Source organism: Arthrobacter sp. Br18 (assembly GCF_000520555.1).
In the GTDB taxonomy this organism is placed as follows: domain Bacteria; phylum Actinomycetota; class Actinomycetes; order Actinomycetales; family Micrococcaceae; genus Arthrobacter_D.
Genome location: NZ_KI914899.1, coordinates 58,163 through 79,821, shown reverse-complemented (window position 1 = coordinate 79,821; position 21,659 = coordinate 58,163). Strand labels below are relative to the sequence as shown.

Below are 21,659 nucleotides of genomic sequence, written 5' to 3'. Positions count from 1 at the left end.
TCACGAAGCTGCATGACGAGCTGTCCGCCACCGCGGAGACCTACTCCCTTGATCTGCCCGGATTCGGCGCAAATCCGCGGCCGAAGCACACCCTGGCCGTCGAGGAACATGCGGCAGTCCTTGTCCAGGCGCTGCAGGATGCCGGCGTGTCCCGCTGCATCCTGGTGGGACACTCCATGGGAGCGCAGATCGTCGCGGCCGCCGCACTGCAGGCCCCCGAGCTCGCCGCCGGTGTCGTCCTGATAGGTCCCGTGGTGGATCGGAGGCGGCGCAACGTGCTGCGTCAGAGCCTGGCCCTGGCTCTCGACTCTCTCCGCGAATCACCCTCGGCAAACCGCATCGTCTTCACCGACTACCTCCGGACGGGCATCCGCTGGTACGTCAGCGAGTTGAAGCCGATGATGAACTACCGGCTGGAGGAGTCCCTGCGCAGCATTCCGGCCCCGGTGCTGGTCCTTCGGGGATCCCGGGACCCTGTGGCGCGGGAGGCCTGGTGCCGTGAGCTCGCCGACGCAGCGCCGGCGGGCCGGTTCAAGGAGATCGAAGGCCACCCCCACGTGGTGCAGCACAGCGCGCCTGCCGCCGTGGCCGATCCGATCCGGGCCCTTGCCCTGTCGATCGGTACCCGGGCAGGGGCAAGCTAGGTTTTGCGGCAAGCTTCAGCGGCACCGCAGGGAAAACTTGAAGATTGAAGTGCATAGTAGGGGTACGGGTGGGAAGTGCCCTGAGCGTCATCCACCAGTAGCCAGGCACCTGGCCGGCCCCGCCTTTGCAGGGCCGGCCAGGTGTTCCAAAGATCGGGAAGAAGTGCCGACATGCCTGAAATGAACGAGTGGTCCACAAGCCGCCTCCTCACCACTGCCGCACGACTGGTGGATCACGCCTGGAACGAGCGCCTCCTCGACATCGGCATCACCCATGCGGGCTACACCACGCTCGGCGTCCTCGCACGCGAGGGGACCACGACGGGCGCCAAACTCGCCCTGGCCGTCCACGTGCAGGCGCAGACGATCGGCAAGACGATCGAGAAGCTGGAGCGCCAGGGGTTCATCTCACGGATCCGCGACACGGTGGACCGCCGCAGCCAGCAGATCACCATCACCCCGTCCGGCACCGATGCGCTGATCAACGCCGAGAACATCGAGCGGACCCTCATGGCAGGCGAGGGCCTCGAGTCCTTCGAGCTGCGCGCCCTGCTCCGCGGCATCGTGGGCGAACTCGCCCCCCAGCGCCAGAAGCTCGCGGCAGCAGCGGTCTGATCCGCAGCGGGAACGGGAAACTGGGGATCGCCGGTGAACCGGTTCGCTGGGCGAGCCGGCGACGGCGCGCTCGCCGGGCTCGCTGAGCGCATCCTCGGGATCGCCGCCTCCCATTCCGGGCGTACCATCCTCGGGATCGCCGGGGTGCCCGGAGCGGGGAAGTCGACCCTCGCCGCGGCGCTGGTCGACACCCTCAATGTCGGGCGGAAGGACGAGGACCGGGCGGCCGTCCAGGTCCCGATGGACGGATTCCACCTGGCCGACAGTGAACTGGAACGCCTTGGCCTGCTCGCGACGAAGGGCGCCGCGGCCACCTTCGATCCGTTCGGCTATGCCGCCCTGCTGCAGCGGCTGCGCCGGGATCGGGGGCATACCGTGTACGCGCCCGGGTTCGACCGCGGAATCGAACAGCCGGTTGCCGGTTCCATCGCGGTGAGCCCTCAAACCGGCATCGTCGTGACGGAGGGCAACTACCTGCTCCTCGACGCCCCGGGCTGGCGCGAGGCCCGCGCGGAGTGCAGCGAAACCTGGTACTGCGAGCAGGACGATCAGCTGCGCATCGAACGCCTCGTCGAACGCCACGTCCGGTTCGGCAAATCCGCCGACGCCGCTCGGGCCTGGGTCTCGCGGGTCGATGGGGAGAACGCGCGGCTGGTCGCCGCGACCCGGGGTAGCGCAGACCTGATCGTCGACGCCGCCGTCGTCGGGCCGGTCAGCACTCCACCACGTTGAGGGCGAGGCCTCCGCGTGCTGTTTCCTTGTACTTGTCCATCATGTCCGCACCGGTGTCGCGCATCGTCTTGATGGCGATGTCGAGGGAGACGTGGTGCTGGCCGTCCCCTCGTACTGCCATGCGGGCCGCCGTGATCGCCTTCATGGCCCCGACGGCGTTGCGCTCGATGCAGGGAATCTGCACCAGCCCGCCCACGGGGTCGCAGGTGAGGCCCAGATTGTGCTCGATCCCGATCTCCGCGGCGTTCTCCACCTGCTCCGGCGTGCCGCCGAGGACTTCCGCGAGAGCTCCGGCCGCCATGGCGCAGGCCGAACCGACCTCACCCTGGCAGCCGACCTCCGCCCCCGAGATCGAGGCGTTCCTCTTGAACAGTGATCCCACGGCCGTGGCTGCCAGCAGGAACCGCACCACGCCGTCGTCGTCGGCTCCCGGTACGAAATCGACGTAGTACTTGAGGACCGCGGGAATGATGCCGGCCGCACCGTTGGTCGGCGCCGTGACCACGCGCCCGCCCGCAGCGTTCTCCTCGTTGACGGCGAGCGCGAACAGCGTGACCCACTCCATGGTGCCGAGGCGGTCGTCGGGATCATTCACCTTCTCGAGCAGTTCGAGCTGGCGTGCCGCCCTGCGTCGGACGCTCAGCCCGCCCGGAAGGATTCCGCCGGTGGAGGTGCCGCGGCGAATGGTGTCCTGCATGACGTCCCAGATCTCCAGCAGGCCGGCCCGCACCTCCTCCTCGGTCCGCCAGGCAAGTTCATTGGCGAGCACGGCGTCGGAGAAGGACATGCCGGTGGTCCTGCAGAGTGCCAGGAGCTGGTCGCCCGTGGTGAAGGGATGCGGAACGGGGACGGGCTTCTCGATGGCCGTTCCCGACCCGATCTGGTCCTCGTCCAGCACGAAGCCCCCGCCCACGGAGAAGTAGTCGCGGGCCCTGAGCAGCTCACCGGTGGAGCGATACGCCTCGAACCTCATGCCGTTGGTGTGGTAGTCGAGGCGCTCCCTCCGATGCAGGATCAGATCCGCGGTCGGATCGAAGCGGATGGGCCGATCCCCCGCCAGGTTCAGCGACAGCGCCGCCCCGATGCCGTCGACGCGGGCGTCGGCGGTGGTCGGATCCACCAGATGCGGCTGTTCACCCTCAAGCCCCAGGAGAATGGCCTTCACCGTCCCGTGGCCGTGGCCCGTCACCCCGAGGGAACCGAACAGCTGGACGTGCAGGCGGTCCACACTGTCCAGGAGTCCCTCGGAGCGCAGCAGCTCGGTGTACAGGTAGGCGGCCGTCATGGGTCCGCCGGTATGGGAACTCGACGGGCCGATCCCGATCTTGAACAGATCGAACGCACTGATCATCATGAGGTGCCTTCTCCGGCCGCCTGCAGGAACGGCTCGACGCCGGTATAGAGCGGGTGCGCGTCGGCGAGCTCGGCGACGCGCCGGGCGAGCGCGGAGAGGTCGGTTCCCTCGGCCGCGACGAGGGCCTCAGCAATGATGTCGGCCACCTCGTGGAAGGCATCTCCGGCGAACCCGCGGCTCGCCAGCGCCGGTGTACCGATGCGCAGGCCCGAGGTCACCATCGGTGGGCGGGGATCGAAGGGGACGGCGTTCCGGTTGACGGTGATGTCGATCGTGGCGAGGCGGTCCTCGGCCTGCTGGCCGTCGAGCGCGCAGTTCCGCAGGTCGACGAGGACGAGGTGCACGTCGGTGCCGCCGCTCACCACGGAGATGCCGGCGGCACTGACGTCGGGCTGCATCAGCCGCTCGGCCAGGATCCGGGCACCGTCGAGCACCCGCTGCTGGCGCTCGGCGAACTCCTCGGAGGCGGCGATTTTGAAGGCGACGGCCTTGCCGGCGATCACGTGCTCCAGCGGGCCGCCCTGCTGGCCGGGGAACACTGCGGAGTTGATCTTCTTCGCGATGCCGGCGTCATTGCTGAGGATGATGCCGCCGCGCGGCCCAGCGAGAGTCTTGTGCGTGGTGGAGGTGGTGACGTGGGCGTGCGGCACCGGGGACGGGTGCAGCCCGGCCGCGACGAGGCCGGCGAAGTGGGCCATGTCGACCATCAGGTACGCCCCGACCTCATCGGCGATCTCCCGGAACCGCGCGAAGTCGAGTTGCCGGGCGTAGGCGGACCAGCCGGCCACGATCAGCTGCGGCCGATGCTCCCGCGCGAGGCGCTCGACGTCGTCCATGTCCACGCGGTGATCGTCCTCGCGCACCTGATAGGGCACCACGTTGTAGAGCCTGCCGGAGAAGTTGATGCGCATGCCGTGGGTCAGGTGCCCGCCGTGGGCGAGATTCAGGCCCATGATCGTGTCGCCCGGCTTGATGAGCGCGTGCATGACGGCGGCGTTCGCCTGCGCACCGGAGTGCGGCTGCACGTTGGCGAACCCCGCTCCGAAGAGGGACTTCACGCGGTCGATGGCGAGCTGCTCCAGCACGTCCACGTGCTCACAGCCGCCATAGTAGCGGCGGCCGGGGTAGCCTTCCGCGTACTTGTTGGTCAGCACCGAGCCCTGCGCCTGCATTACTGCCTGCGGCGTGTGGTTCTCCGAGGCGATCATCTCGAGGCCGCGGCGCTGGCGCCCCAGCTCGGCGTCGATGCCTGCAGCGACCTCGGGGTCGAGGTCGGCCAGGCCGGCATTCAGGTGGTCGACGGCGCTGATGCGCCCGGTCGCGATGCTCATAGCTCAGTTCCATTCCGTTGCGCGTATTCTTCAGCGGTGTCTAGAGCCCAGGGTTCGATCAGTCCCGGGAATATGTTGATCAGGGCATAGAACGAGGGGATCACTTCTGCCGCCGGTAGAACGGGGTGTCCACGACGGTGAAGGGCTCCGGCTTCCCGCGCAGGTCGATGTGCACATCGGTGCCCGGCACGGCGAGGGACGCCTCCACATAGGCGAGCGCCACCGGGTAGCCCAGCGTGGGGCTCGGAAGGCCTGACGTCACTGTTCCCACGGCATTCCCGTCCACGACGACGTCGTACCCCGCCCGCGCCGAACGGCGACCGGAGCCCCGCAGGCCCACCAGCCGGCGTGCCGGGTCCTGGCCCTTGAGTGGTTCGAGGACGGAGCGCCCGACGAAATCCTCGGTCTTCTTGAGGCTGACCACGGGGCCGAGGCCGGCTTCGAAGGGGTTGGTGTCCAGGCCGAGCTCGTGGCCGTACAGCGGCATTCCCGCTTCGAGGCGCAGCGAGTCACGGGAGGCAAGGCCGCACGGGATCAGGCCGTGCTCCGATCCGGCCTGCATCGCCGCATCCCAGAGCCGGACGGCGAACGCGCTGCCGAGGAAGATCTCGAAGCCGTCCTCCCCGGTGTAGCCGGTGCGGGCGAGCAGCACGGGAAGTCCCGCGAGCTCCACCTCGACTGCCGCGTAGTAGCGGAGCCCGGTAATGGCTTCCGCCGCTTCGGGTGCGGCCAGCGCCAGGAGGATCGCCTCCGCGGCGGGGCCCTGCACCGCGATCAGTGCCGTGTCCTCCGACTGGTCCTCGACCGCGACGTCGAAACCGTCGGCGCGGATCCGCAGCTGCCCGGCGACGCTGTCCGCATTGCTCGCGTTGGGCACCACGAGGAAGCGCTCCTCGGCCAGGCGGTAGACGATGAGGTCGTCGATCACTCCGCCCTCGGCGTTGCAGAGGAGGGAGTATTTGGCCTTGCCTACCGCCACCACCGCCAGGTTGCTGACCAGGGCATAGTTGAGGAAGTCTGCGGCCTGGGGACCGCTGATGAGCACCTCGCCCATGTGGGAGAGGTCGAAGATCCCGGCGGCCCGCCGTACCGTGTGGTGCTCGTCGAGTTCGCTGCGGTACTTCAGGGGCATCTGCCAGCCGCCGAAGTCGGTGAAGGACGCCCCGAGGGCTTCGTGCCGGGCGTAGAGCGCTGTCTGCTTGGTCATGGTGGGGCTGTCCCTAGTCTTCGAAGGCTTCGATCGGCGGGCAGGAGCACACCAGGTTGCGGTCGCCGTGTGCGCCGTCGATGCGGCGGACGGGCGGGAAGTACTTGTTCTGGCGGAGTGAGCGCAGCGGGTAGGCTGCGAGCTCGCGGGCATACACCTGGGTCCACTCGTCGTTGATCAGCAGCTGCGCGGTGTGCGGAGCCTGCCGGAGCGGGCTTTCCTCGAGGGTGAAGTCCCCGTTCGCCACGCGGTCGATCTCACCCTTGATGGCGATCATGGCGTCGATGAAGCGGTCGAGCTCACGGAGGTCCTCGGACTCGGTGGGCTCCACCATGAGGGTTCCGGCGACGGGGAAGGACAGCGTGGGCGCGTGGAACCCGTAGTCGATCAGGCGCTTGGCGACGTCCTCGGCAGTGACTCCCGTCTTCGCGGTGAGCGGCCGGAGATCGAGGATGCACTCGTGGGCCACGAGGCCCTGCGTTCCGGTGTAGAGCACGGGGAAGTAATCGTTGAGGCGGGCGGCCACGTAGTTCGCCGTGAGCAGCGCATGCGCGGTGGCGCTCGTGAGCCCCTCGGATCCCATCAGGGCCACATAGGCCCAGGAGATGGGCAGCACGCCGGCCGATCCGTACATCGAGCCCGACACCGGGGCGCCACCGGTCGCCTCCGCGCCGCCGTCGTCGGCGATGCTGCGGTTCGCGTCCCCGGGGAGGAACGGCGAAAGGTGCTCGGCAACGGCCACCGGTCCGACGCCGGGACCGCCGCCGCCGTGCGGGATGCAGAAGGTCTTGTGCAGGTTCAGGTGCGAGACGTCGCCGCCGAATTCACCGGGCTTCGCAAGGCCCACCAATGCGTTGAGGTTGGCGCCGTCGATGTAGACCTGGCCGCCGGCGTCGTGCACCTGATCGCACACCCACCGGACGTCCTCCTCGAACACGCCGTGCGTGGACGGGTAGGTGATCATGATCGCGGAGAGCTGGTCCGCGTGCTTCTCGATCTTCGCCACGAGGTCATCGTGGTCGATGTTGCCGTTGGAAGCCGTCCCTACGACCACCACCTTCATGCCCGCGAGGACCGCCGACGCCGCGTTGGTGCCGTGGGCGGAGGACGGGATGAGGCAGACCGTGCGGGCGGTGTCGCCGCGTGAGCGGTGGTAGCCGCGGATGGCGAGCAGGCCGGCGAGTTCGCCCTGCGAGCCGGCGTTCGGCTGGAGGGAAACTCTCGCGTAGCCGGTGATTTCGGCGAGCCGCTCCTCGAGGTCGGTGATGAGCTCCCGCCACCCCTCGGTCTGGCTTGCGGGCGCAAAGGGGTGGATCGAGGCGAATTCGGGCCAGGAGATGGACTCCATCTCCACGGTGGCGTTGAGCTTCATGGTGCACGAGCCCAGCGGGATCATGGTGCGGTCCAGCGCCAGGTCCTTGTCCGAGAGGCGGCGCAGGTAGCGCAGCATGGCGGTTTCGGAGCGGTGCATCGAGAAGACAGGGTGGGTCATAAACGACGACGTCCGCTGCAGGTCCTCGGGAATCCGGCTCGCTTTCCCGGTGCCGGCGGATTCCGGAGTCCCGGATCCCAGGATTCCGGCGAGTGCCTCGACGTGCTGCACCGTGGTGGTCTCGTCGCAGGAGATGCCGAAGGAGTCGGCGTCGATGCGTCGCAGGTTGAAGCCCTGCTCCTCGGCCTGCTGCACGAGGTCCGCGGCCCTGCCCGGCGCCCTGACCAGCAGGGTGTCGAAGAAGTCGGCGTGGACGACGGTCGCGTCGGTTCCGGACAGCAGCTGCGCAAGGTGCACGGCACGCTCATGGGTGGTGCGTGCGATGGCCTTGAGCCCTTCCGGCCCGTGGTACACCGCGTACATGCTGGCGACGATCGCCAGCAGTGCCTGCGCTGTGCAGATGTTCGACGTCGCCTTCTCACGGCGGATGTGCTGCTCGCGGGTCTGGAGCGCGAGGCGGTAGGCGGGTGCGCCGTCGGCGTCCTTAGACACCCCGACGAGGCGCCCGGGGAGCATGCGTTCGATCCCCTTGCGCACGGCCATGTACGCGGCGTGCGGCCCGCCGAAGAACAGCGGGACGCCGAAGCGCTGCGCCGAGCCGACGGCGATATCGGCGCCCTGCTCGCCGGGAGGCGTGATGAGGGTGAGCGCGAGGAGATCGGCGGCGACGGCGACGAGCGCGCCGCGTTCCCGAGCGGCGTCGATCACTGCCTGATGGTTGCGGATGGCTCCCGAGGCGCCGGGCTGCTGGAGGACGATGCCGTTGATGTCGTCGCCGTCGGGCAGTCCGCCCGAGAGGTCGGCGATCTCCACCTCGAAGCCAAGGGCTTCGGCGCGGCCGCGGACGACGGCGACGGTCTGCGGGAGGGCGTCGGCGTCGATCACGGTGCGGCCCTTGTTCTTGCCGGAGCGGCGCATGAGAAGGACGGCTTCGGCCACGGCGGAGGCTTCGTCGAGCAGTGAGGCGTTGGCGATGTCGAGGGCAGTGAGGTCCTGCACCATCGTCTGGAAGTTGAGGAGCGCTTCGAGGCGGCCCTGGGAGATCTCGGGCTGGTAGGGCGTGTAGGCCGTGTACCAGGCGGGGGATTCCAGGACGTTGCGGCGGATCACCGGGGGCGTGACGGTGTCGAAGTAGCCCTGCCCGATCATCTGGACCGCGGTCCTGTTCTTCCCGGCCATCGCGCGCAGCTGAACGAGGACTTCCGGTTCGCTCAACGCGGCGGGGAGATCGAGCGCCCGCTCGGAGCGGATGCTGGCGGGCACGGCCAGATCGACGAGCTTGTCGATGCTGGGGTAGCCGAGCACTTCGAGCATCCGGCCGGCGTCGGACGGGCGGGGGCCGATGTGCCGGTCTGCGAAGGTCGAAGCCGTTTCCGGGGAGGCTGTCATGGGAACTCCATACGTCAGGTGGGTGCGCGTGGGTGCGCCTACGTGGTGGGTTCCTCCCCGCTCTGTAGGGAACCTGAGAGTTTCCGCAGGGCGTACGCCTGCTTGCACCGTCGGTGAGCACCGCAGGTTCCGCGGAGAATCGCGGGAGGATGCAGTGCTGCTTTCCAGAGTTGCCTAACCGCAGCGGTACTGGGCCTGAGAGATTCCTGGGGAGGATTTGCTCCTACGGCGCCTACCGGAGTCGACTTTCGCGGTAGAACTCTCCCGCTGCAGGTCAATGGCGTATTCAGTTGTGGTCCTTCTCACAAGCTTACCGCGTGCCGCTGGGGCGGGCAAAAGCCGCCCTCCTCCACAACCGGAGCCGTGGGTCGCGGAAGGACAGGAGTGAACCCCGGGAGCCGTCCTTTATTTCGGTGTCGCCGTCAGCAGTTCAGGATCAGACTTGACCCATGGGTGTGGAACCGAGGCTCGCAGTCCGATGGCAGCTGGAACTCCTGCGCGACGCTCACGAGGACGCCCGGCGGCATGCCGGTCGAGGTCGTCGCGGCTCATGAGGGTCTGGACCACCGATGGTGGGGGGATCGACACCATGTCGCTGATCCAGGTCCCGCTGCCGATACCGGGCCCGCAGGAGGTCCTGGTCCGGATCTCGGCCCTCTCGCTGAACTACCGTGACCTGCTGGTCATCAACGGCAGGGGAGGCTGGAATCCCCGCAACCGCATCGTGCCGCGCTCCGACGCCGTCGGCACGGTGGTGGAAATGGGAGAGCGCGTCGACCGATTCAGGATCGGCCGCCGGGTCGCCCCGATCTTCATACCTCGGTGGCACGCCGGACAGCTGACCCGCGACACCTACGTGAACCCGACAGGCGGCCCGACCAACCGCGGCATGCTCGCGGAATATGTGACGATCCACCAGGACGAGGCCGTTGACATTCCCGACGGAATCGACGACGAGCACGCCGCCACCCTGCCCGTCGCGGCAATCACCGCCTGGCACGCCGTGGCACGGCGAAGCCGCGTACAACCGGGGGAGACCGTCCTGATCGCCGGACATCGCCGCCCAGGTGCTCGGCTTCACCTCGGGAGCAAGGGCCGACCACGTCATGGAAACGATCGGGGGCGAGATCCTCAACTCCTCCCTCAGGGCGGTCAGGATCGGGGGAACGATCAGCTTCATCGGCCTCCTCGCCGGGACAGCCGCGCACATCAACACCTACGACATCGTCACCAGGAACGTGACGATCCACGGCATAGAAACCGGTTCCCGGGAGATGTTCGAGGAGATGACGGGCTTCATCGCTGAACATCGGATCGAGCCCGTACTCGATTCCACCTATTGGACCAACGAGGTGCGGGACGCCCTGCGGCACCTCGAAAGCGGCAAGGCCTTCGGCAAGATCGTCATCCTCCCGGCCCACGCAGAAGAACCTGCTGAAGGGCGGTGACCAGGAAGAGGCGGTGGCACGTCGAAGGGCGCGCCACCCGGACAGCATGCGCCAATACATCATGCATCTGCATGCAAAACGGGAATGGGGCTCCGAACTGCCGCGTTGTAGGCAGCAGGATCCAGAGCGGATCGGCTACGAGAGCACGGGAGCGTCAACCATGGCACGGCACCTCGAACTGGGACTCGATACCTTCGGCGACGTCACGAGGGGCAGCGACGGCACACTGGTCCCCTACCCGCAGGTGATCCGCAACGTGATCGAGGAAGCCGTGCTGGCCGACGAGGTGGGGATCGATTTCTTCGGCGTCGGCGAACACCACCGGGACGACTTCGCCATCTCCGCCCCCGAAACCGTCCTGGCGGCCATCGCCGGCAGGACCTCGCGGATTCGGCTGGGATCGGCGGTCACCGTCCTGAGCTCCGACGACCCCGTCCGGGTATACCAACGCTTCGCCACCCTCGACGCGGCGTCGAACGGACGCGCCGAGGTGATCCTGGGCCGCGGATCCTTCACCGAGTCCTTTCCGCTCTTCGGCTTCGAGCTGTCGCAGTACGAGGAGCTGTTCGAGGAGAAGCTGGGCCTCTTCGCGGAACTTCTCAAGGAAGAGCCGGTGAACTGGAGCGGCCGCACCCGCCCGGGACTGACGGATCATCGCGTCTATCCGCCCACGGAGTCGGGGCGCCTGAAGACCTGGATCGGCGTCGGTGGCAGCCCCGAATCAGTGGTGCGCGCCGCGCGCTACGGCATGCCGCTCATGCTGGCGATCATCGGCGGCGAACCCGCCCGCTTCGCCCCCTACGTGGATCTCTACCACCGGGCGCTGGGCCAGCTCGGCCAGCCCTCGCTGCCCATCGGCGTTCACTCCCCCGGCTACATCGCCGACTCCGACGAGCAGGCCCGCGAGGAATTGTGGCCGGACAACCGCATTCTGCGCGACCGCATCGGTGCCGAGCGCGGGTGGGGCCCCACCACGAGGGCGGAGTTCGACGCCGAAGCCGACGGTGGCTCCCTCTACGTCGGCTCGCCGGAGACCGTTGCCCGCAAGATCGCTGCCACTGCAACCACGCTCGGTATCGACCGCTTCGACATGAAGTACAGCGCGGGGCCGTTGCCGCACGACAAGCTGATGCACAGCATCGAGCTGTACGGCACGAAGGTGATACCGATGGTGCGGGAGTTGCTCGCGTGACCCGTTAGGGTGGCGTCATGCCGAACTTTCTCAGCCAGGCCCGCATGGTGCCGCGGGTTGCCCTCCTCTCGACGCGGGCGCCCAGGAATCCCACCAAGGCGTGGGAAGTATACTGGAGCCGCGTGCAGCACACCGGTGCAGGCGGCGAGGTGCTGTGGGACTCGGCGTCGGACACGGAGTGGAACCAGTACGGCGGTCCCATCCGGGAGCATATGGATCTCACCCTCCCCGTCATCGACGTAGGCTGCGGCAATGGCACGTTCACGCGGCGGCTCGCGGAAGTCTTCCCCCTGGCGCTCGGCGTCGACGTCGCCCGGAGTGCGGTCGACCGCGCCGAACAGGAGTCGACAGGGATAGCCCGGACCCGGTACCGCACGATCGACTTCACGACGGCGGGCACCGGTGCCGCACTTCGCTCGGAGTACGGGCCGGTGAATGTCTTCGTCCGCGGTGTCCTGCATGTGCTGCGCAAAGAGCAGCAGCGGGCGCTCGCGCGGAATCTTGCTGATCTGGTGGGCACCACGGGGAGGGTGCTGCTGACCGAGACGAATTTCCGGGGCAATCCGCTCGCCTACCTGCAGAGTCTCGGCGCGAGCCCCGGCAACATCCCGCAGCAGCTGGAGCGTGCTATCGCCGGGATCCCCGTGCCCGGGCGGTTCGGTGCGCGGGAGCGGAGTGCGGCCTTCCCCGCCCGGGACTGGCACGTGGCTGCGGAAGGACCGGTCACCATCGAAGCGGTCACCATGACATCCGGCGGACCCACCGCCATCCCGGGCTACTTCGCGATGCTCCGCAGGAATCCTTGACCGAGGAGTCGCCGCGGACGACGATCGACGGCGGCAAGGCGACCCTTGAACTGCGAACCGACGGGATCGTCCACCTCGCGTGGATCCGAGGTGTCCGCATCGAGGAGCCGGATGCGCGAGCCGCGATGGCAGCTGTCGATGAGCTGTGCCGGTCGGACGCGCACCCCATGCTGGTCGACATGGAGACCACCGAGGCGGTCAGCCGGAGTGCACGGAGCGTGTTCTCCATCCCCTGCGCGGCGTCCCGCATCGCCCTGCTGGGGAAGTCTCCGGTCGACCGCCTCCTGGCCAACTTCTTCCTCGGCGTGCACACCCCGCCGTGTCCCACACGCTTCTTCACCTCACGGGCAGATGCAACGGCGTGGCTCCTTGCCACCGCGGCCGCTCCTGAACCTCGCTAGGCGGGCCCGAGCGCGGGCACCTTCAGCCCGAATTCCCGCCTGAGGGCGAGCCGTGCGGCATGGAAGCCGGCCATTCCATGGACGCCGGGCCCCGGAGGAGCCGACTGTGAGCACAGGTACACGCCCTTGAGCGGTGTGGCCCACGGGTACAGCGACGGCACCGGCCTCGCCAGCATCTGGCGCAGGGTGACGGCACCGCTCCCGAAGTCACCGCCCACATAGTTGGCGTTGTACGTCTCCAGACCGGCCGCTGTCGTCGTGTACGAGCTCACGACGACGTCGCGGAAGCCCGGCGCGAAGCGCTCGATCTGCCGGGTGACGGCCTCGGCCATGTCCCTGGTGGAGCCGCCCGGGACATGGCAATAGGTCCAGAGCGTGTGGCGCCCCTCCGGAGCGCGCGTCGGATCGAACAGGGAGGGCTGGGACACCAGCACGTACGGGCTGTCGGGATGCTTCCCCGCCGCCACGGCCGCCTCTCCGGCAGCGATCTCGGCCCTCGTGCCGCCCAGGTGCAGCGTGCCCGCCCGGGCCGCCTCGGCATTGGCCCACGGGACGGGCCCGGACAGGATGTAGTCGACCTTGCAGGCGGCGTTGCCGTACCTGAACCTGTTGATCGCCCGTTCGTAGGCAACAGGAAGCCGGCCCCTCGCAAGGCGGACCAGTGCCTTCGGTGCAACGTCGAGGAGCACAACCTTCGCGGACCCGAGTTCGGCCAGTGAATCGATGCGGCTGTCCACCACCATCTCGCCGCCGTGCGCGCGGATGTCGGCGGCCATGGCGTCGACGATCGACTGCGAGCCGCCCACCGGGATCGGCCAGCCCACGGTGTGGGCCAGTAAACCAAGGGTGAGCCCGGCCCCCGCACCTGTCAGCGACGGCAGCGGACCCACCGGATGGGCCATGATGCCGGTGAGCAATGCCCGTGCCTCCTCGGTGCGGAACCGCCGGTTCCAGAAGGGCGATCCCTGGTCCAGCACCGCGAGTCCGAAGCGAAGCGCCGCCTCGGGTTTTCCGGGCAGCCGGAGGACATGGTTCAGGACGAAGGCGAGGATTTCCTCCTCGCGCTGCATCAATGGCTCCATCAACCGGCGGTACGCCTGCCCGTCGGAACCCAGCCCCTCGACCGTGCGGTCAAGGCTGCGGAAGGCGACACCGGCGCGTCCGGAATCGAGCGGATGCGCGAAGGACACCTCGGGCACAGCGAATCCGATCCGCCTGCTGAGCCCGAACGCCCGGAAGAAGGGCGATGCCAGCGCCATGGGGTGAACGGCAGAGCAGACGTCGTGGAAGTGCCCGTCCTCGACGAGTTCGAGCGTGCGTGACCCTCCGCCGATGGTGCCCGACGCCTCGTGCACGCGGACCGTGAGCCCCGCTCGGGCCATCACGACGCCGGCGGCCAGCCCGTTGGGTCCGGAACCGACGATCTCGACATCAGCCACGGGAGGACCGCTTGCGCCGCGCCCGCAGCAGCGCAGCCACCGCGCGGTAGCGGAGGGGGTGCAGGGGAATGTCGTAGGTGGTGGGAAGCGTGACCACATTCTTCGAGAAGTTGCGCTTGAAGGTGGTGACGTTGATGAGCTGCGGGTAATTCTCGCTCACGATTCCCGTGAGGCCGCAACTGCGGGCGCCTGCAGCCTTCAGCGCACGGAACGCCTCCCAGAGCAGCAGATAGGGAGCGAAGGTGCGGCGGGCATCATCGGTGCTGCCCGCGAAGTAGTACACGGCGTGCCCCCGGTACAGCGTGGTGATCAGCCAGCTGACCGCCCTGCCGTCCTGGTAGGCGACCAGAAGGCCCGCATGGTCCGCAAGCTGCACCAGGAAGGCCTCGTAGTACGTGGAGTCGAAGCTCGAGAATCCGTCGCGTTCAGCGGTTTCCTGCAGGATGGGGAAGAGTTCCTCCCGGAAAACCGCGATCCATTCCTTTCGCGGAATGCTTCGGATCTCCACTCCTGCCTTCCGCGCCCGGCGGATGCTGTTCCGCGCGTTGGGACGAAAACCGGCAAGCAGAGCCTTCTCGTCGGGCTCCAGGTCGACCACGATCTCCCGTTCGTACCACCCGTGCTCCAGCGGACCGGCGGCGGGGAGCTGCGGCGTCGCGACCTGCATGCGCACATAGAGGGGCGCGGCGCCGTCGTCGTGGCGGAACTGGTGCCGGACAGTGTGCATCAGGACGCGTTCGGCCGCCGGTGTCCTTGCGGTGAACCACACCGGTCCGTTGACCACCACGAGTGACTCCCGCAGCCGGCGCTGGATGCGAAGGAAACTCGCGGTGGCCACCAGTATGCCGTCCGCATCGCGGTACGCCCAGATGCCGAAGGGCTTGCGGCCCAGTGCAGCCTCGAAGCGGCCCCAGGCCGGGGTCTGCTCGATGGGAACCAGGACGTCGGGATGGTGGTCGGCGAGGGCGCCGAACTCCGTTTCGTCAAGCCTGTCGTAGCGGAACAGCGGTGCACTCACATGGATTCTTTCACTGGGGAACCTGGCGACCCCAAGCCTACCCGAGGGCTATCGCTCCCAACGGGGCGGCCGGCCCACCGGCCGCGCAGCGTGAACCGGTCAGGAGACTGATCGAAGGGACCTCCGCCGGGGTCGTCGATCCCCGCCCGGCGGACCGGGTCGGTTCGGGGGTCGAGTACCTCGAGGACCACTCTCAGCAGAATGTATGCCGTCAGGATGATATGCGCTGCCACCGCCAGCGCATAGTAGGGCAGGTCGATGTTGGTGTAGATGGACCCTCCGCTCGTTTGCAGGGCAAGGTACATCCAGACCGCCCACCAGTGCATCACCTCCGCCAGCTGCCAGAGGGCGAAGGTCCGCCACCGGGGGTAGGCGAGGGCGACCAGCGGCACGAGCCAGAGCGCGTACTGGGGCGAGTACACCTTGTTCAAGAGAATGAAGGAGCCCACGATGAGCAGGGCGAGCTGCGCGAGGCGGGGCCTCCGGGGGGCCGCGAGGGCGAGGACCGCGATGCCGAGACAGGCGAGAAGGAACAGTCCTGCGCTTGCTGCATTGACGAAGCCCGGGGTCAGCGGGGCAAAGCCGCCGCGCTCGGCGAATGCGTTGTAGAGATACCACGGGGAGGAGAACCCCGGTTCCCTCATCCCGCTGAATTGCAGGAAATAGGCCCACGCCGAGTAGTCCCGGAGCAGGAAGGGAAGGTTCACCGCAAGCCAGGTCGCCGCGAGCGCCCCGCCGGTGACGATCGCCGGGCGGAAGCGCCCGGATCGAAGCGCGAGGAGGATGATCGCTCCGAGGATCAGCACGGGATACAGCTTGACGGCGGTGCCCAGCCCGAGCAGGATTCCTGCGGCGACCGGTCGGGAGCGTGCGAAGGCGAGCATTCCGAGGATTGAGAGGAGGACTGCCCACAGATCCCAGTTGATGGTGCCTGAAACGATGATGACGGGGGCCACGGCCACCATGGCTGCGTCCCACGGCCGTCGGTTGGCGAGGCGCATGGTGGCGAGGACCGTGAGAATCCAGACCCCGGCGATCAATACGGCATTGATGTCGAAGTACTGCAGGGTCCTGGCGCCGCTGCCGAGCCCCGTCTCCTCACCCGGGGCCACCAGGAGAGCGGTCACCCCGGCGATAACCCCCAGCAGCACGGGATATTCGAACGGCGCGTCCAGGGAGAGAAAGGGGAAGTTGCCGGCGCCGAGGTTCCTGCTCCGGAACAGCTCTGGCCAGTCGGAGTAGCACGCCCGATAGAACTGCTCGGGCGTGGTCCAGCCTCCGGTCCGGCAGGGGGTTTTCACAGCGATCGCGGCAAGGGCAGCAAGCGTCGTCAGCAGGAGGAGCACGCGCTGGACCGTGAAGAATCCCGGTGCCACGAGACCCGGCGCCGTGTGGCGGCCCATCGGGCCGCCGAGAACCTCGGCCAGGCGGGACAGGAGGGGGTCGGCGCGCGTGGGCACGCTGATCCGGGAGGGCGCCCGCCGGCCGGCTTTCGACGTCATGATCCGAGCCTATCGGCTCCTGGCCGGCGCACCCGTCTCTCCGGTCGGTGGTGCGATCCACGTAGACTGGACGTTCTACCCGGCCTCGACGGCGACCTGGGGTAGATCAATTTCTTGGCTTTTGAGGAGAACTGTGGGAAACAACCCCATCCGGGTAGCAATCATCGGAGTCGGCAACTGTGCGGCGTCGCTTGTCCAGGGCGTGCACTACTACCGGGATGCTGACCCTTCGGGCACTGTTCCGGGCCTGATGCACGTCCAGTTCGGCAAATACCATGTGAGCGATGTGGAGTTCGTCGCAGCCTTCGACGTCGACGGCAAGAAGGTGGGCCACGATCTCGCCGAAGCGATCGGCGCCAGCGAGAACAACACCATCAAGATCGCCGATGTCCCGCCCACCGGCGTCATCGTGCAGCGCGGCCACACGCTCGACGGACTCGGAAAGTACTACCGCGAAACCATCGTCGAATCCGACGAGGAAGCCGTGGACATCGTCGGACAGCTCAGGGCCACCCGGGCGGACGTCCTGGTCTGCTACCTGCCGGTCGGTTCGGAACACGCCGCGAAGTACTACGCCCAGTGTGCAATCGATGCGGGAGTCGCGTTCGTCAACGCACTTCCCGTCTTCATCGCCGGAACCAAGGAGTGGGCGGACAAGTTCACCGCAGCCGGCGTGCCGATCATCGGTGATGACATCAAGAGTCAGATCGGGGCCACCATCACGCACCGTGTCATGGCCAAGCTCTTCGAGGACCGCGGCGTGACACTCGACCGCACCTACCAGCTCAATGTCGGCGGCAACATGGACTTCAAGAACATGCTGGAGCGCGACCGCCTCGAGTCGAAGAAGATCTCGAAGACGCAGGCCGTCACCTCCAACGTGAAGGCCGAGCTGCACGCCGACGATGTGCACATCGGGCCGTCCGACTACGTCGCCTGGCTCGATGACCGCAAATGGGCGTTCGTGCGCCTCGAGGGACGCAACTTCGGCGACGCCCCCGTGTCGCTGGAGTACAAGCTCGAGGTCTGGGACTCCCCCAACTCCGCGGGTGTCATCATCGACGCCATCCGGGCGGCCAAGATTGCGCTGGACCGCGGAATCGGAGGCCCGATCCTCTCCGCGTCGAGCTACTTCATGAAGTCACCGCCCCAGCAGTTCGCTGACGACATCGCCCACGAAAAGGTCGAGGCGTTCATCCGCGGCGAATAAGCCGCACGCGTTCCGGACCGGCCATTGTGCCGGAGCTGTGGACAACCTGTTGACAACACCTGCACGGGGGCGCTTTCCTGTGGATAAGCGCCCCCCGGCCGTTACGACAGCCCCACCGTGTTGCCGTCGGCGTCCACGTCCATCTTTCCGGCAGCGGGCTCCTTCGGCAGCCCCGGCATGGTCATCACTGCCCCTGTCAGGGCGACGATGAAGCCCGCTCCCGTCTTGGGAATCAGGTCCCTCACGTGGAGGGTGAAGCCCTTCGGGGCCCCGAGGAGCGCGGGGTCGTCGGAGAAGGAGTACTGGGTCTTGGCCATGCACACCGGCAGGTGCCCCCACCCGTTCGCGGTCAGTTCGCCGAGGCGCCGTAGAGCCTGCGACGAGAGCTCGACGCCGTCGGCTCCGTAGATCTCCTGGGCGATGACCCGGATCTTCTCCTCCACGGGAAGCTCGAGCGGATAGAGGTGGGTGAACTCGACCTCGCGTTCCAGCGCACGCAGCACCGCGGCGGCGAGGTCGTCTCCGCCGGGCCCGCCCCCACCCCTGCCCCAGACGTCGGCCACCGCCGCGTCGATTCCCTCGCCGGCGCACCAGTGCAGCAACCAGTCCAGCTCCTCTTTCGTGTCCGTCGCGAAGCGGTTGATCGCCACCACCGGCCGGATACCGAACTTCTCCACATTCCGCACGTGCCGCAGCAGGTTGGCTGTGCCGTCGTGCAGCGCATCGGGATCGGGCCTCGCGAGATCACTTTTCGCGACGCCGCCGTGCATCTTGATGGCGCGGATGGTCGCGACGACGACGACGGCGGAGGGTGCCACGTCGGCCGCCCGCGCCTTGATGTCCATGAATTTCTCGGCGCCGAGGTCCGCGCCGAAGCCGGCCTCGGTCACGACGATGTCCGCAAGCCGGCGCGCCGTCTTCGTGGCGATGACGGAGTTGCAGCCGTGGGCGATGTTCGCGAAGGGTCCGCCGTGGACGAGGGCGGGAGTTCCGGCGATGGTCTGGACGAGGTTCGGCTTGATGGCGTCCTTGAGCAGCAGCGTCAATGCTCCCTCTACACCGAGTTGTCCCACTGTGACCGGTTGGCGGTCGTAGGTGTAGCCGATGGTCATTCCTCCCAGCCGCTCCCGGAGGTCCGGCAGGTCCTCGGCGAGACAGAAGACGGCCATGACTTCGGAGGCCACGGTGATGTCGAACCCGTCCTGGCGCGGTATGCCGTTGGCGGGGCCGCCCAGCCCGATGACCACTTCCCGAAGGGCCCGGTCATTCACGTCGAGCACCCTCTTGAAGGTGATTCGCCGGGGATCGATGCCGAGCGCGTTGCCCTGGTGGATGTGGTTGTCGACCAGGGCCATCAGCGCGTTGTTCGCCGAGGTGATGGCGTGGAAGTCCCCGGTGAAGTGGAGATTGATGTCGTCCATCGGCAGCACCTGCGAGTAGCCCCCGCCCGTTGCCCCGCCCTTCATCCCGAACACAGGGCCCAGCGACGGCTCGCGCAGGGCGATCATCACCCGCTTGCCCGCCCGGGCAAGCGAATCGGCCAGCCCCACCGTGCAGGTCGACTTTCCCTCGCCCGCCGGTGTGGGGCTCATCGCCGTCACCAGCACAACCTGTCCCGACGCCTTCGATCCGGGCGGCCGCAGGCCTGCCGAGTCCACCTTGGCCTTGTACTTGCCGTAGTGTTCGAGTGCCTCGGGCGGAATACCCGCGGCATCCGCGATGTCCTCGATGGGGCGAATCAGGGCGTTACGCGCAATCTCCAGGTCGCTCATCAGGCCAACCTACCAGCGGGTTGCGCCGACCCGAGGGATGGCTTGGCCACATCGGCTCGCTCCAGAATATATTCGATGATTGGTATATAAAGGCCGGAGCATACGTTGTCGTCGAGGGGAACCGCGACCTCCAGCTGCCCTTCAGCTTCCGAAACGAACAGGCCCGGATCATTGCAGTCCGCGAAGCCGAGTGCCGCGAAGCCCTCACTTGCCGCGTAGCCTGCCCAGCCGTGGTCAGCGACCACCAGCTCAGGTGCTGCAAGTCCGCGGTCCCGCAGAAACGCCAGACTCAGTTCCATCGGCTCGGGGGAATGGGTGTGCATGAGGTTGCCGTGCTGGTGCCACATCAGCACTCCGAAAAGCTGGCGGATGTCTCCTGAGCGGAAACGGTTGCCCTCAGGCACTTCCACGATCGTGGCACCGGCATCCCGCGCCGCCTGCGCCAGCGCGGCGTGCACCGGCAGCAGCCCGGCTGGATGGCCCGTTGCAAACAGGATCCGCCGGCGCGCGCGCACTGCTGATCCGAAACGGTCCGCGAAACGGTCCAGTGCAGCGATGCACTTGGCGGCGTCGATCGTGTCCTGTCCTGATTCGAGCGAGCGGTCGGCGCTGATACCAACCCTCTCCTGCATCAGGGTGAACACCTCGTCGTAGGTCCAGTTCCGGGTGGTACGTACTCCGAACTCCAGGTGTTCATTCCCGTCGAGGAACAACTGGATGTGGCGCAGGTTGTCCTGCCGCGGCGTCGCGACGTTTCCGGTAATGCGTGCGGCGTCAAGGTATCGGGCTAGCTCAGTGGGGTTCACGCTCCAATTCTAGGCGGGAGCCGGGGACCGGGGACGTCAGAGCGCCGCGGCCGCTTTCAGCTGCTCGACCGCGGTGCGGTAGCATTGCGCGGTCAGGAGGGCCGTGCGTTGCCAGCCGAAAGCCAGGGCATGGGTGGCTGCTCCGCGGCCGAGGCTCTCCCTCAGTGTCCGGTCATCGTGGAGCTTCTCCAGCGCTGCCGCCCAGGCTGCAGGCGAGTGCCCGTCGACCAGCAGGCCCGTCCGTCCGTCGCTGATCGCCTTCGGCAGTCCTCCGACATTCGCCGCCAGAACCGGGGTGCCGCAGGCCTGGGCTTCAAGGGCTACCAGTCCGAACGATTCACTGTAGGACGGCATCGCCACCACGTCGGCTGCGCGGAACCAGTGCGCGAGTTGGGCCGCCTGAACGGGCGGATAGAGCCGGACACTCCCGTGGAGCCCGGCATCGTCGATCATCGGCTGCAGCTTCAGGGCTTCGGAGCCGCTGCCCGACCCGAGGATGCTCACCAGGAGGGGAATCTCCGGCCGTCGTGCCTTCAGCTCCCGTACGGCCGCCACCAGCACCTGGGGTCCCTTCAGCTTCTGGATGCGGCCCGCGAAGACGACATGGAACACCTCGGTCGGGAAATCGAGGAGGGAGCGCGACCGCTCCCGGGACCCCGGATGGAAGGTGGACAGATCGACGCCTGGCGCCACGACGTCCACCCGCTCCCGCGCCGCCCCATAGAGCGAGGTGAGCTCGGACGCCTCGGTGCTGGTATTGGCGATGATGCGTGCCGCTTCCCGAGCCAGCAACTGCTCACCGACGATGCGGTCGGACGGCTCGGGCGAGGTCAGGTTCTTCATCCGGAGATTCTTGACCTTGGCCATGGTGTGCATCGAATGCACCAACGGGATATCGAGGTTGCGGCTCACTTTCAACCCGACGATCCCCGACACCCAGTAGTGGGAGTGCAGCACATCGTAGTGGCCGTCGGCCAGGAGGTCGGTCACCTCGGCAATCGCCTCAGCGAAGGTGTCCGAAAGTTCCGGCAACGCTTCCTTGGGCAGTTTCCCGCGGGGGCCGGCCGTGAGGTGGTGCACGACGACGCCGTCGCCGAGTTCTTCGTGTCGGGACAGACCGTCACCGGTTTCCCGGGTGAAGATCTCCACCTCGATGCCGACCTTGGCCAGCTCGAGCGCGGTGGACCGGACGTAGACGTTCATTCCACCGGCGTCCCCCGCTCCCGGCTGCTCCAGAGGAGAGGTATGGAGCGACAGCATGGCCACGCGTTTGACGGGGGGCACGCCCACTCCTTCCGGGA

At 67.6% G+C, this 21,659-nt stretch carries 18 protein-coding genes and 1 riboswitch; of the genes, 8 read left to right on the top strand and 10 right to left on the bottom strand.

The features are described from left to right. The 3 genes from Y704_RS22400 to Y704_RS22395 all read left to right on the top strand — a co-directional run. The coding region (locus Y704_RS22400; RefSeq protein ID WP_051477348.1) for an alpha/beta fold hydrolase at nt 1-644 on the top strand (644 nt) is incomplete at its 5' end. Nucleotides 645-815: 171 nt separating this feature from the next. Continuing rightward, nucleotides 816-1,259 carry a MarR family winged helix-turn-helix transcriptional regulator gene (locus Y704_RS0117475; protein WP_026551060.1) on the top strand — a complete coding sequence of 148 codons (444 nt, stop codon included), beginning with the start codon at nt 816-818 and terminating at the stop codon, nt 1,257-1,259. 33 nt (nt 1,260-1,292) lie between these two features. Further along, nucleotides 1,293-1,991, top strand: a complete 699-nt coding sequence (locus Y704_RS22395; protein WP_216699011.1) for a nucleoside/nucleotide kinase family protein — start codon at nt 1,293-1,295, stop codon at nt 1,989-1,991. On the opposite strand, the gene Y704_RS0117465 is transcribed toward Y704_RS22395, so the two are convergent. The 4 genes from Y704_RS0117465 to gcvP form a co-directional block, all read right to left on the bottom strand. Next, complete coding sequence (locus Y704_RS0117465) at nt 1,972-3,345, bottom strand: L-serine ammonia-lyase (RefSeq protein WP_026551059.1); 1,374 nt, start codon at nt 3,343-3,345, stop codon at nt 1,972-1,974. The genes Y704_RS22395 and Y704_RS0117465 overlap by 20 nt on opposite strands. Then, nucleotides 3,342-4,676 carry a serine hydroxymethyltransferase gene (gene glyA, locus Y704_RS0117460; protein WP_026551058.1) on the bottom strand — a complete coding sequence of 445 codons (1,335 nt, stop codon included), beginning with the start codon at nt 4,674-4,676 and terminating at the stop codon, nt 3,342-3,344. The genes Y704_RS0117465 and glyA overlap by 4 nt, the downstream gene beginning before the upstream one ends. 100 nt (nt 4,677-4,776) lie before the next feature. Further along, nucleotides 4,777-5,883 carry a glycine cleavage system aminomethyltransferase GcvT gene (gene gcvT / locus Y704_RS0117455; RefSeq protein ID WP_026551057.1) on the bottom strand — a complete coding sequence of 369 codons (1,107 nt, stop codon included), beginning with the start codon at nt 5,881-5,883 and terminating at the stop codon, nt 4,777-4,779. Between the two features lie 13 nt (nt 5,884-5,896). Beyond that, a complete protein-coding gene (gene gcvP / locus Y704_RS0117450; protein WP_026551056.1) occupies nt 5,897-8,764 on the bottom strand; it encodes an aminomethyl-transferring glycine dehydrogenase in 2,868 nt (955 codons plus the stop codon). Nucleotides 8,765-8,938: 174 nt separating this feature from the next. Then, nucleotides 8,939-9,041, bottom strand: a riboswitch (glycine riboswitch). A 778-nt stretch (nt 9,042-9,819) separates the two neighbouring features. Here gcvP and Y704_RS25475 point away from each other — a divergent pair. From Y704_RS25475 to Y704_RS0117430, 4 genes are all read left to right on the top strand, one after another. Further along, nucleotides 9,820-10,212 (top strand): zinc-binding dehydrogenase, encoded by a 393-nt coding sequence (locus Y704_RS25475; RefSeq protein WP_081747741.1) that lies wholly within the window; start codon nt 9,820-9,822, stop codon nt 10,210-10,212. Between the two features lie 160 nt (nt 10,213-10,372). After that, nucleotides 10,373-11,404 carry an LLM class flavin-dependent oxidoreductase gene (locus Y704_RS0117440; RefSeq protein ID WP_026551054.1) on the top strand — a complete coding sequence of 344 codons (1,032 nt, stop codon included), beginning with the start codon at nt 10,373-10,375 and terminating at the stop codon, nt 11,402-11,404. Between the two features lie 17 nt (nt 11,405-11,421). After that, entirely contained in the window at nt 11,422-12,210 is a 789-nt protein-coding gene (locus Y704_RS0117435; protein ID WP_026551053.1) for a class I SAM-dependent methyltransferase, read from the top strand. Beyond that, complete coding sequence (locus Y704_RS0117430; RefSeq protein WP_051477346.1) at nt 12,207-12,611, top strand: DUF7793 family protein; 405 nt, start codon at nt 12,207-12,209, stop codon at nt 12,609-12,611. Before Y704_RS0117435 ends, Y704_RS0117430 begins: the two co-directional genes overlap by 4 nt. Here the strand turns inward: Y704_RS0117430 and Y704_RS0117425 are convergent. The 3 genes from Y704_RS0117425 to Y704_RS22385 are packed head-to-tail and all read right to left on the bottom strand — an operon-like array spanning nt 12,608 to nt 16,570. Continuing rightward, nucleotides 12,608-14,050, bottom strand: a complete 1,443-nt coding sequence (locus Y704_RS0117425; RefSeq protein ID WP_026551051.1) for a phytoene desaturase family protein — start codon at nt 14,048-14,050, stop codon at nt 12,608-12,610. The genes Y704_RS0117430 and Y704_RS0117425 overlap by 4 nt on opposite strands. Continuing rightward, nucleotides 14,043-15,068, bottom strand: coding sequence for a lipid II:glycine glycyltransferase FemX (locus Y704_RS22390; protein WP_035773301.1), 1,026 nt, complete (start codon nt 15,066-15,068; stop codon nt 14,043-14,045). Before Y704_RS22390 ends, Y704_RS0117425 begins: the two co-directional genes overlap by 8 nt. Beyond that, nucleotides 15,065-16,570, bottom strand: coding sequence for a glycosyltransferase family 87 protein (locus Y704_RS22385; RefSeq protein WP_051477344.1), 1,506 nt, complete (start codon nt 16,568-16,570; stop codon nt 15,065-15,067). The genes Y704_RS22390 and Y704_RS22385 overlap by 4 nt, the downstream gene beginning before the upstream one ends. A 133-nt stretch (nt 16,571-16,703) precedes the next feature. On the opposite strand from Y704_RS22385, the gene Y704_RS0117410 reads away from it, so the two are divergent. Then, nucleotides 16,704-17,780: an inositol-3-phosphate synthase gene (locus tag Y704_RS0117410; RefSeq protein ID WP_026551050.1), complete on the top strand. Its 1,077-nt coding sequence runs from the start codon at nt 16,704-16,706 to the stop codon at nt 17,778-17,780. Between the two features lie 101 nt (nt 17,781-17,881). Here Y704_RS0117410 and Y704_RS0117405 read toward each other — a convergent pair whose 3' ends face one another. The 3 genes from Y704_RS0117405 to mshA are packed head-to-tail and all read right to left on the bottom strand — an operon-like array spanning nt 17,882 to nt 21,642. After that, complete coding sequence (locus Y704_RS0117405; protein ID WP_035773300.1) at nt 17,882-19,552, bottom strand: formate--tetrahydrofolate ligase; 1,671 nt, start codon at nt 19,550-19,552, stop codon at nt 17,882-17,884. Continuing rightward, the gene (locus Y704_RS22380) at nt 19,552-20,358 is read right to left on the bottom strand and encodes a phosphatase (RefSeq protein ID WP_035773298.1); all 807 of its coding nucleotides are present in this window, start codon (nt 20,356-20,358) and stop codon (nt 19,552-19,554) included. Before Y704_RS22380 ends, Y704_RS0117405 begins: the two co-directional genes overlap by 1 nt. Nucleotides 20,359-20,394: 36 nt before the next feature. Next, nucleotides 20,395-21,642, bottom strand: a complete 1,248-nt coding sequence (gene mshA, locus Y704_RS0117395; protein ID WP_026551048.1) for a D-inositol-3-phosphate glycosyltransferase — start codon at nt 21,640-21,642, stop codon at nt 20,395-20,397. Nucleotides 21,643-21,659 lie beyond the last annotated feature (17 nt).

Coding starts and splice junctions, on each gene's coding strand:
- Y704_RS0117465 (WP_026551059.1), bottom strand. CDS start 3,345: ATGATGATCAGTGCGTTCGATCTGTTCAAGATCGGGATCGGCCCGTCG.
- Y704_RS0117475 (WP_026551060.1), top strand. CDS start 816: ATGCCTGAAATGAACGAGTGGTCCACAAGCCGCCTCCTCACCACTGCC.
- Y704_RS0117405 (WP_035773300.1), bottom strand. CDS start 19,552: ATGAGCGACCTGGAGATTGCGCGTAACGCCCTGATTCGCCCCATCGAG.
- Y704_RS0117440 (WP_026551054.1), top strand. CDS start 10,373: ATGGCACGGCACCTCGAACTGGGACTCGATACCTTCGGCGACGTCACG.
- gcvP (WP_026551056.1), bottom strand. CDS start 8,764: ATGACAGCCTCCCCGGAAACGGCTTCGACCTTCGCAGACCGGCACATC.
- Y704_RS0117435 (WP_026551053.1), top strand. CDS start 11,422: ATGCCGAACTTTCTCAGCCAGGCCCGCATGGTGCCGCGGGTTGCCCTC.
- gcvT (WP_026551057.1), bottom strand. CDS start 5,883: ATGACCAAGCAGACAGCGCTCTACGCCCGGCACGAAGCCCTCGGGGCG.
- glyA (WP_026551058.1), bottom strand. CDS start 4,676: ATGAGCATCGCGACCGGGCGCATCAGCGCCGTCGACCACCTGAATGCC.
- Y704_RS22385 (WP_051477344.1), bottom strand. CDS start 16,570: ATGACGTCGAAAGCCGGCCGGCGGGCGCCCTCCCGGATCAGCGTGCCC.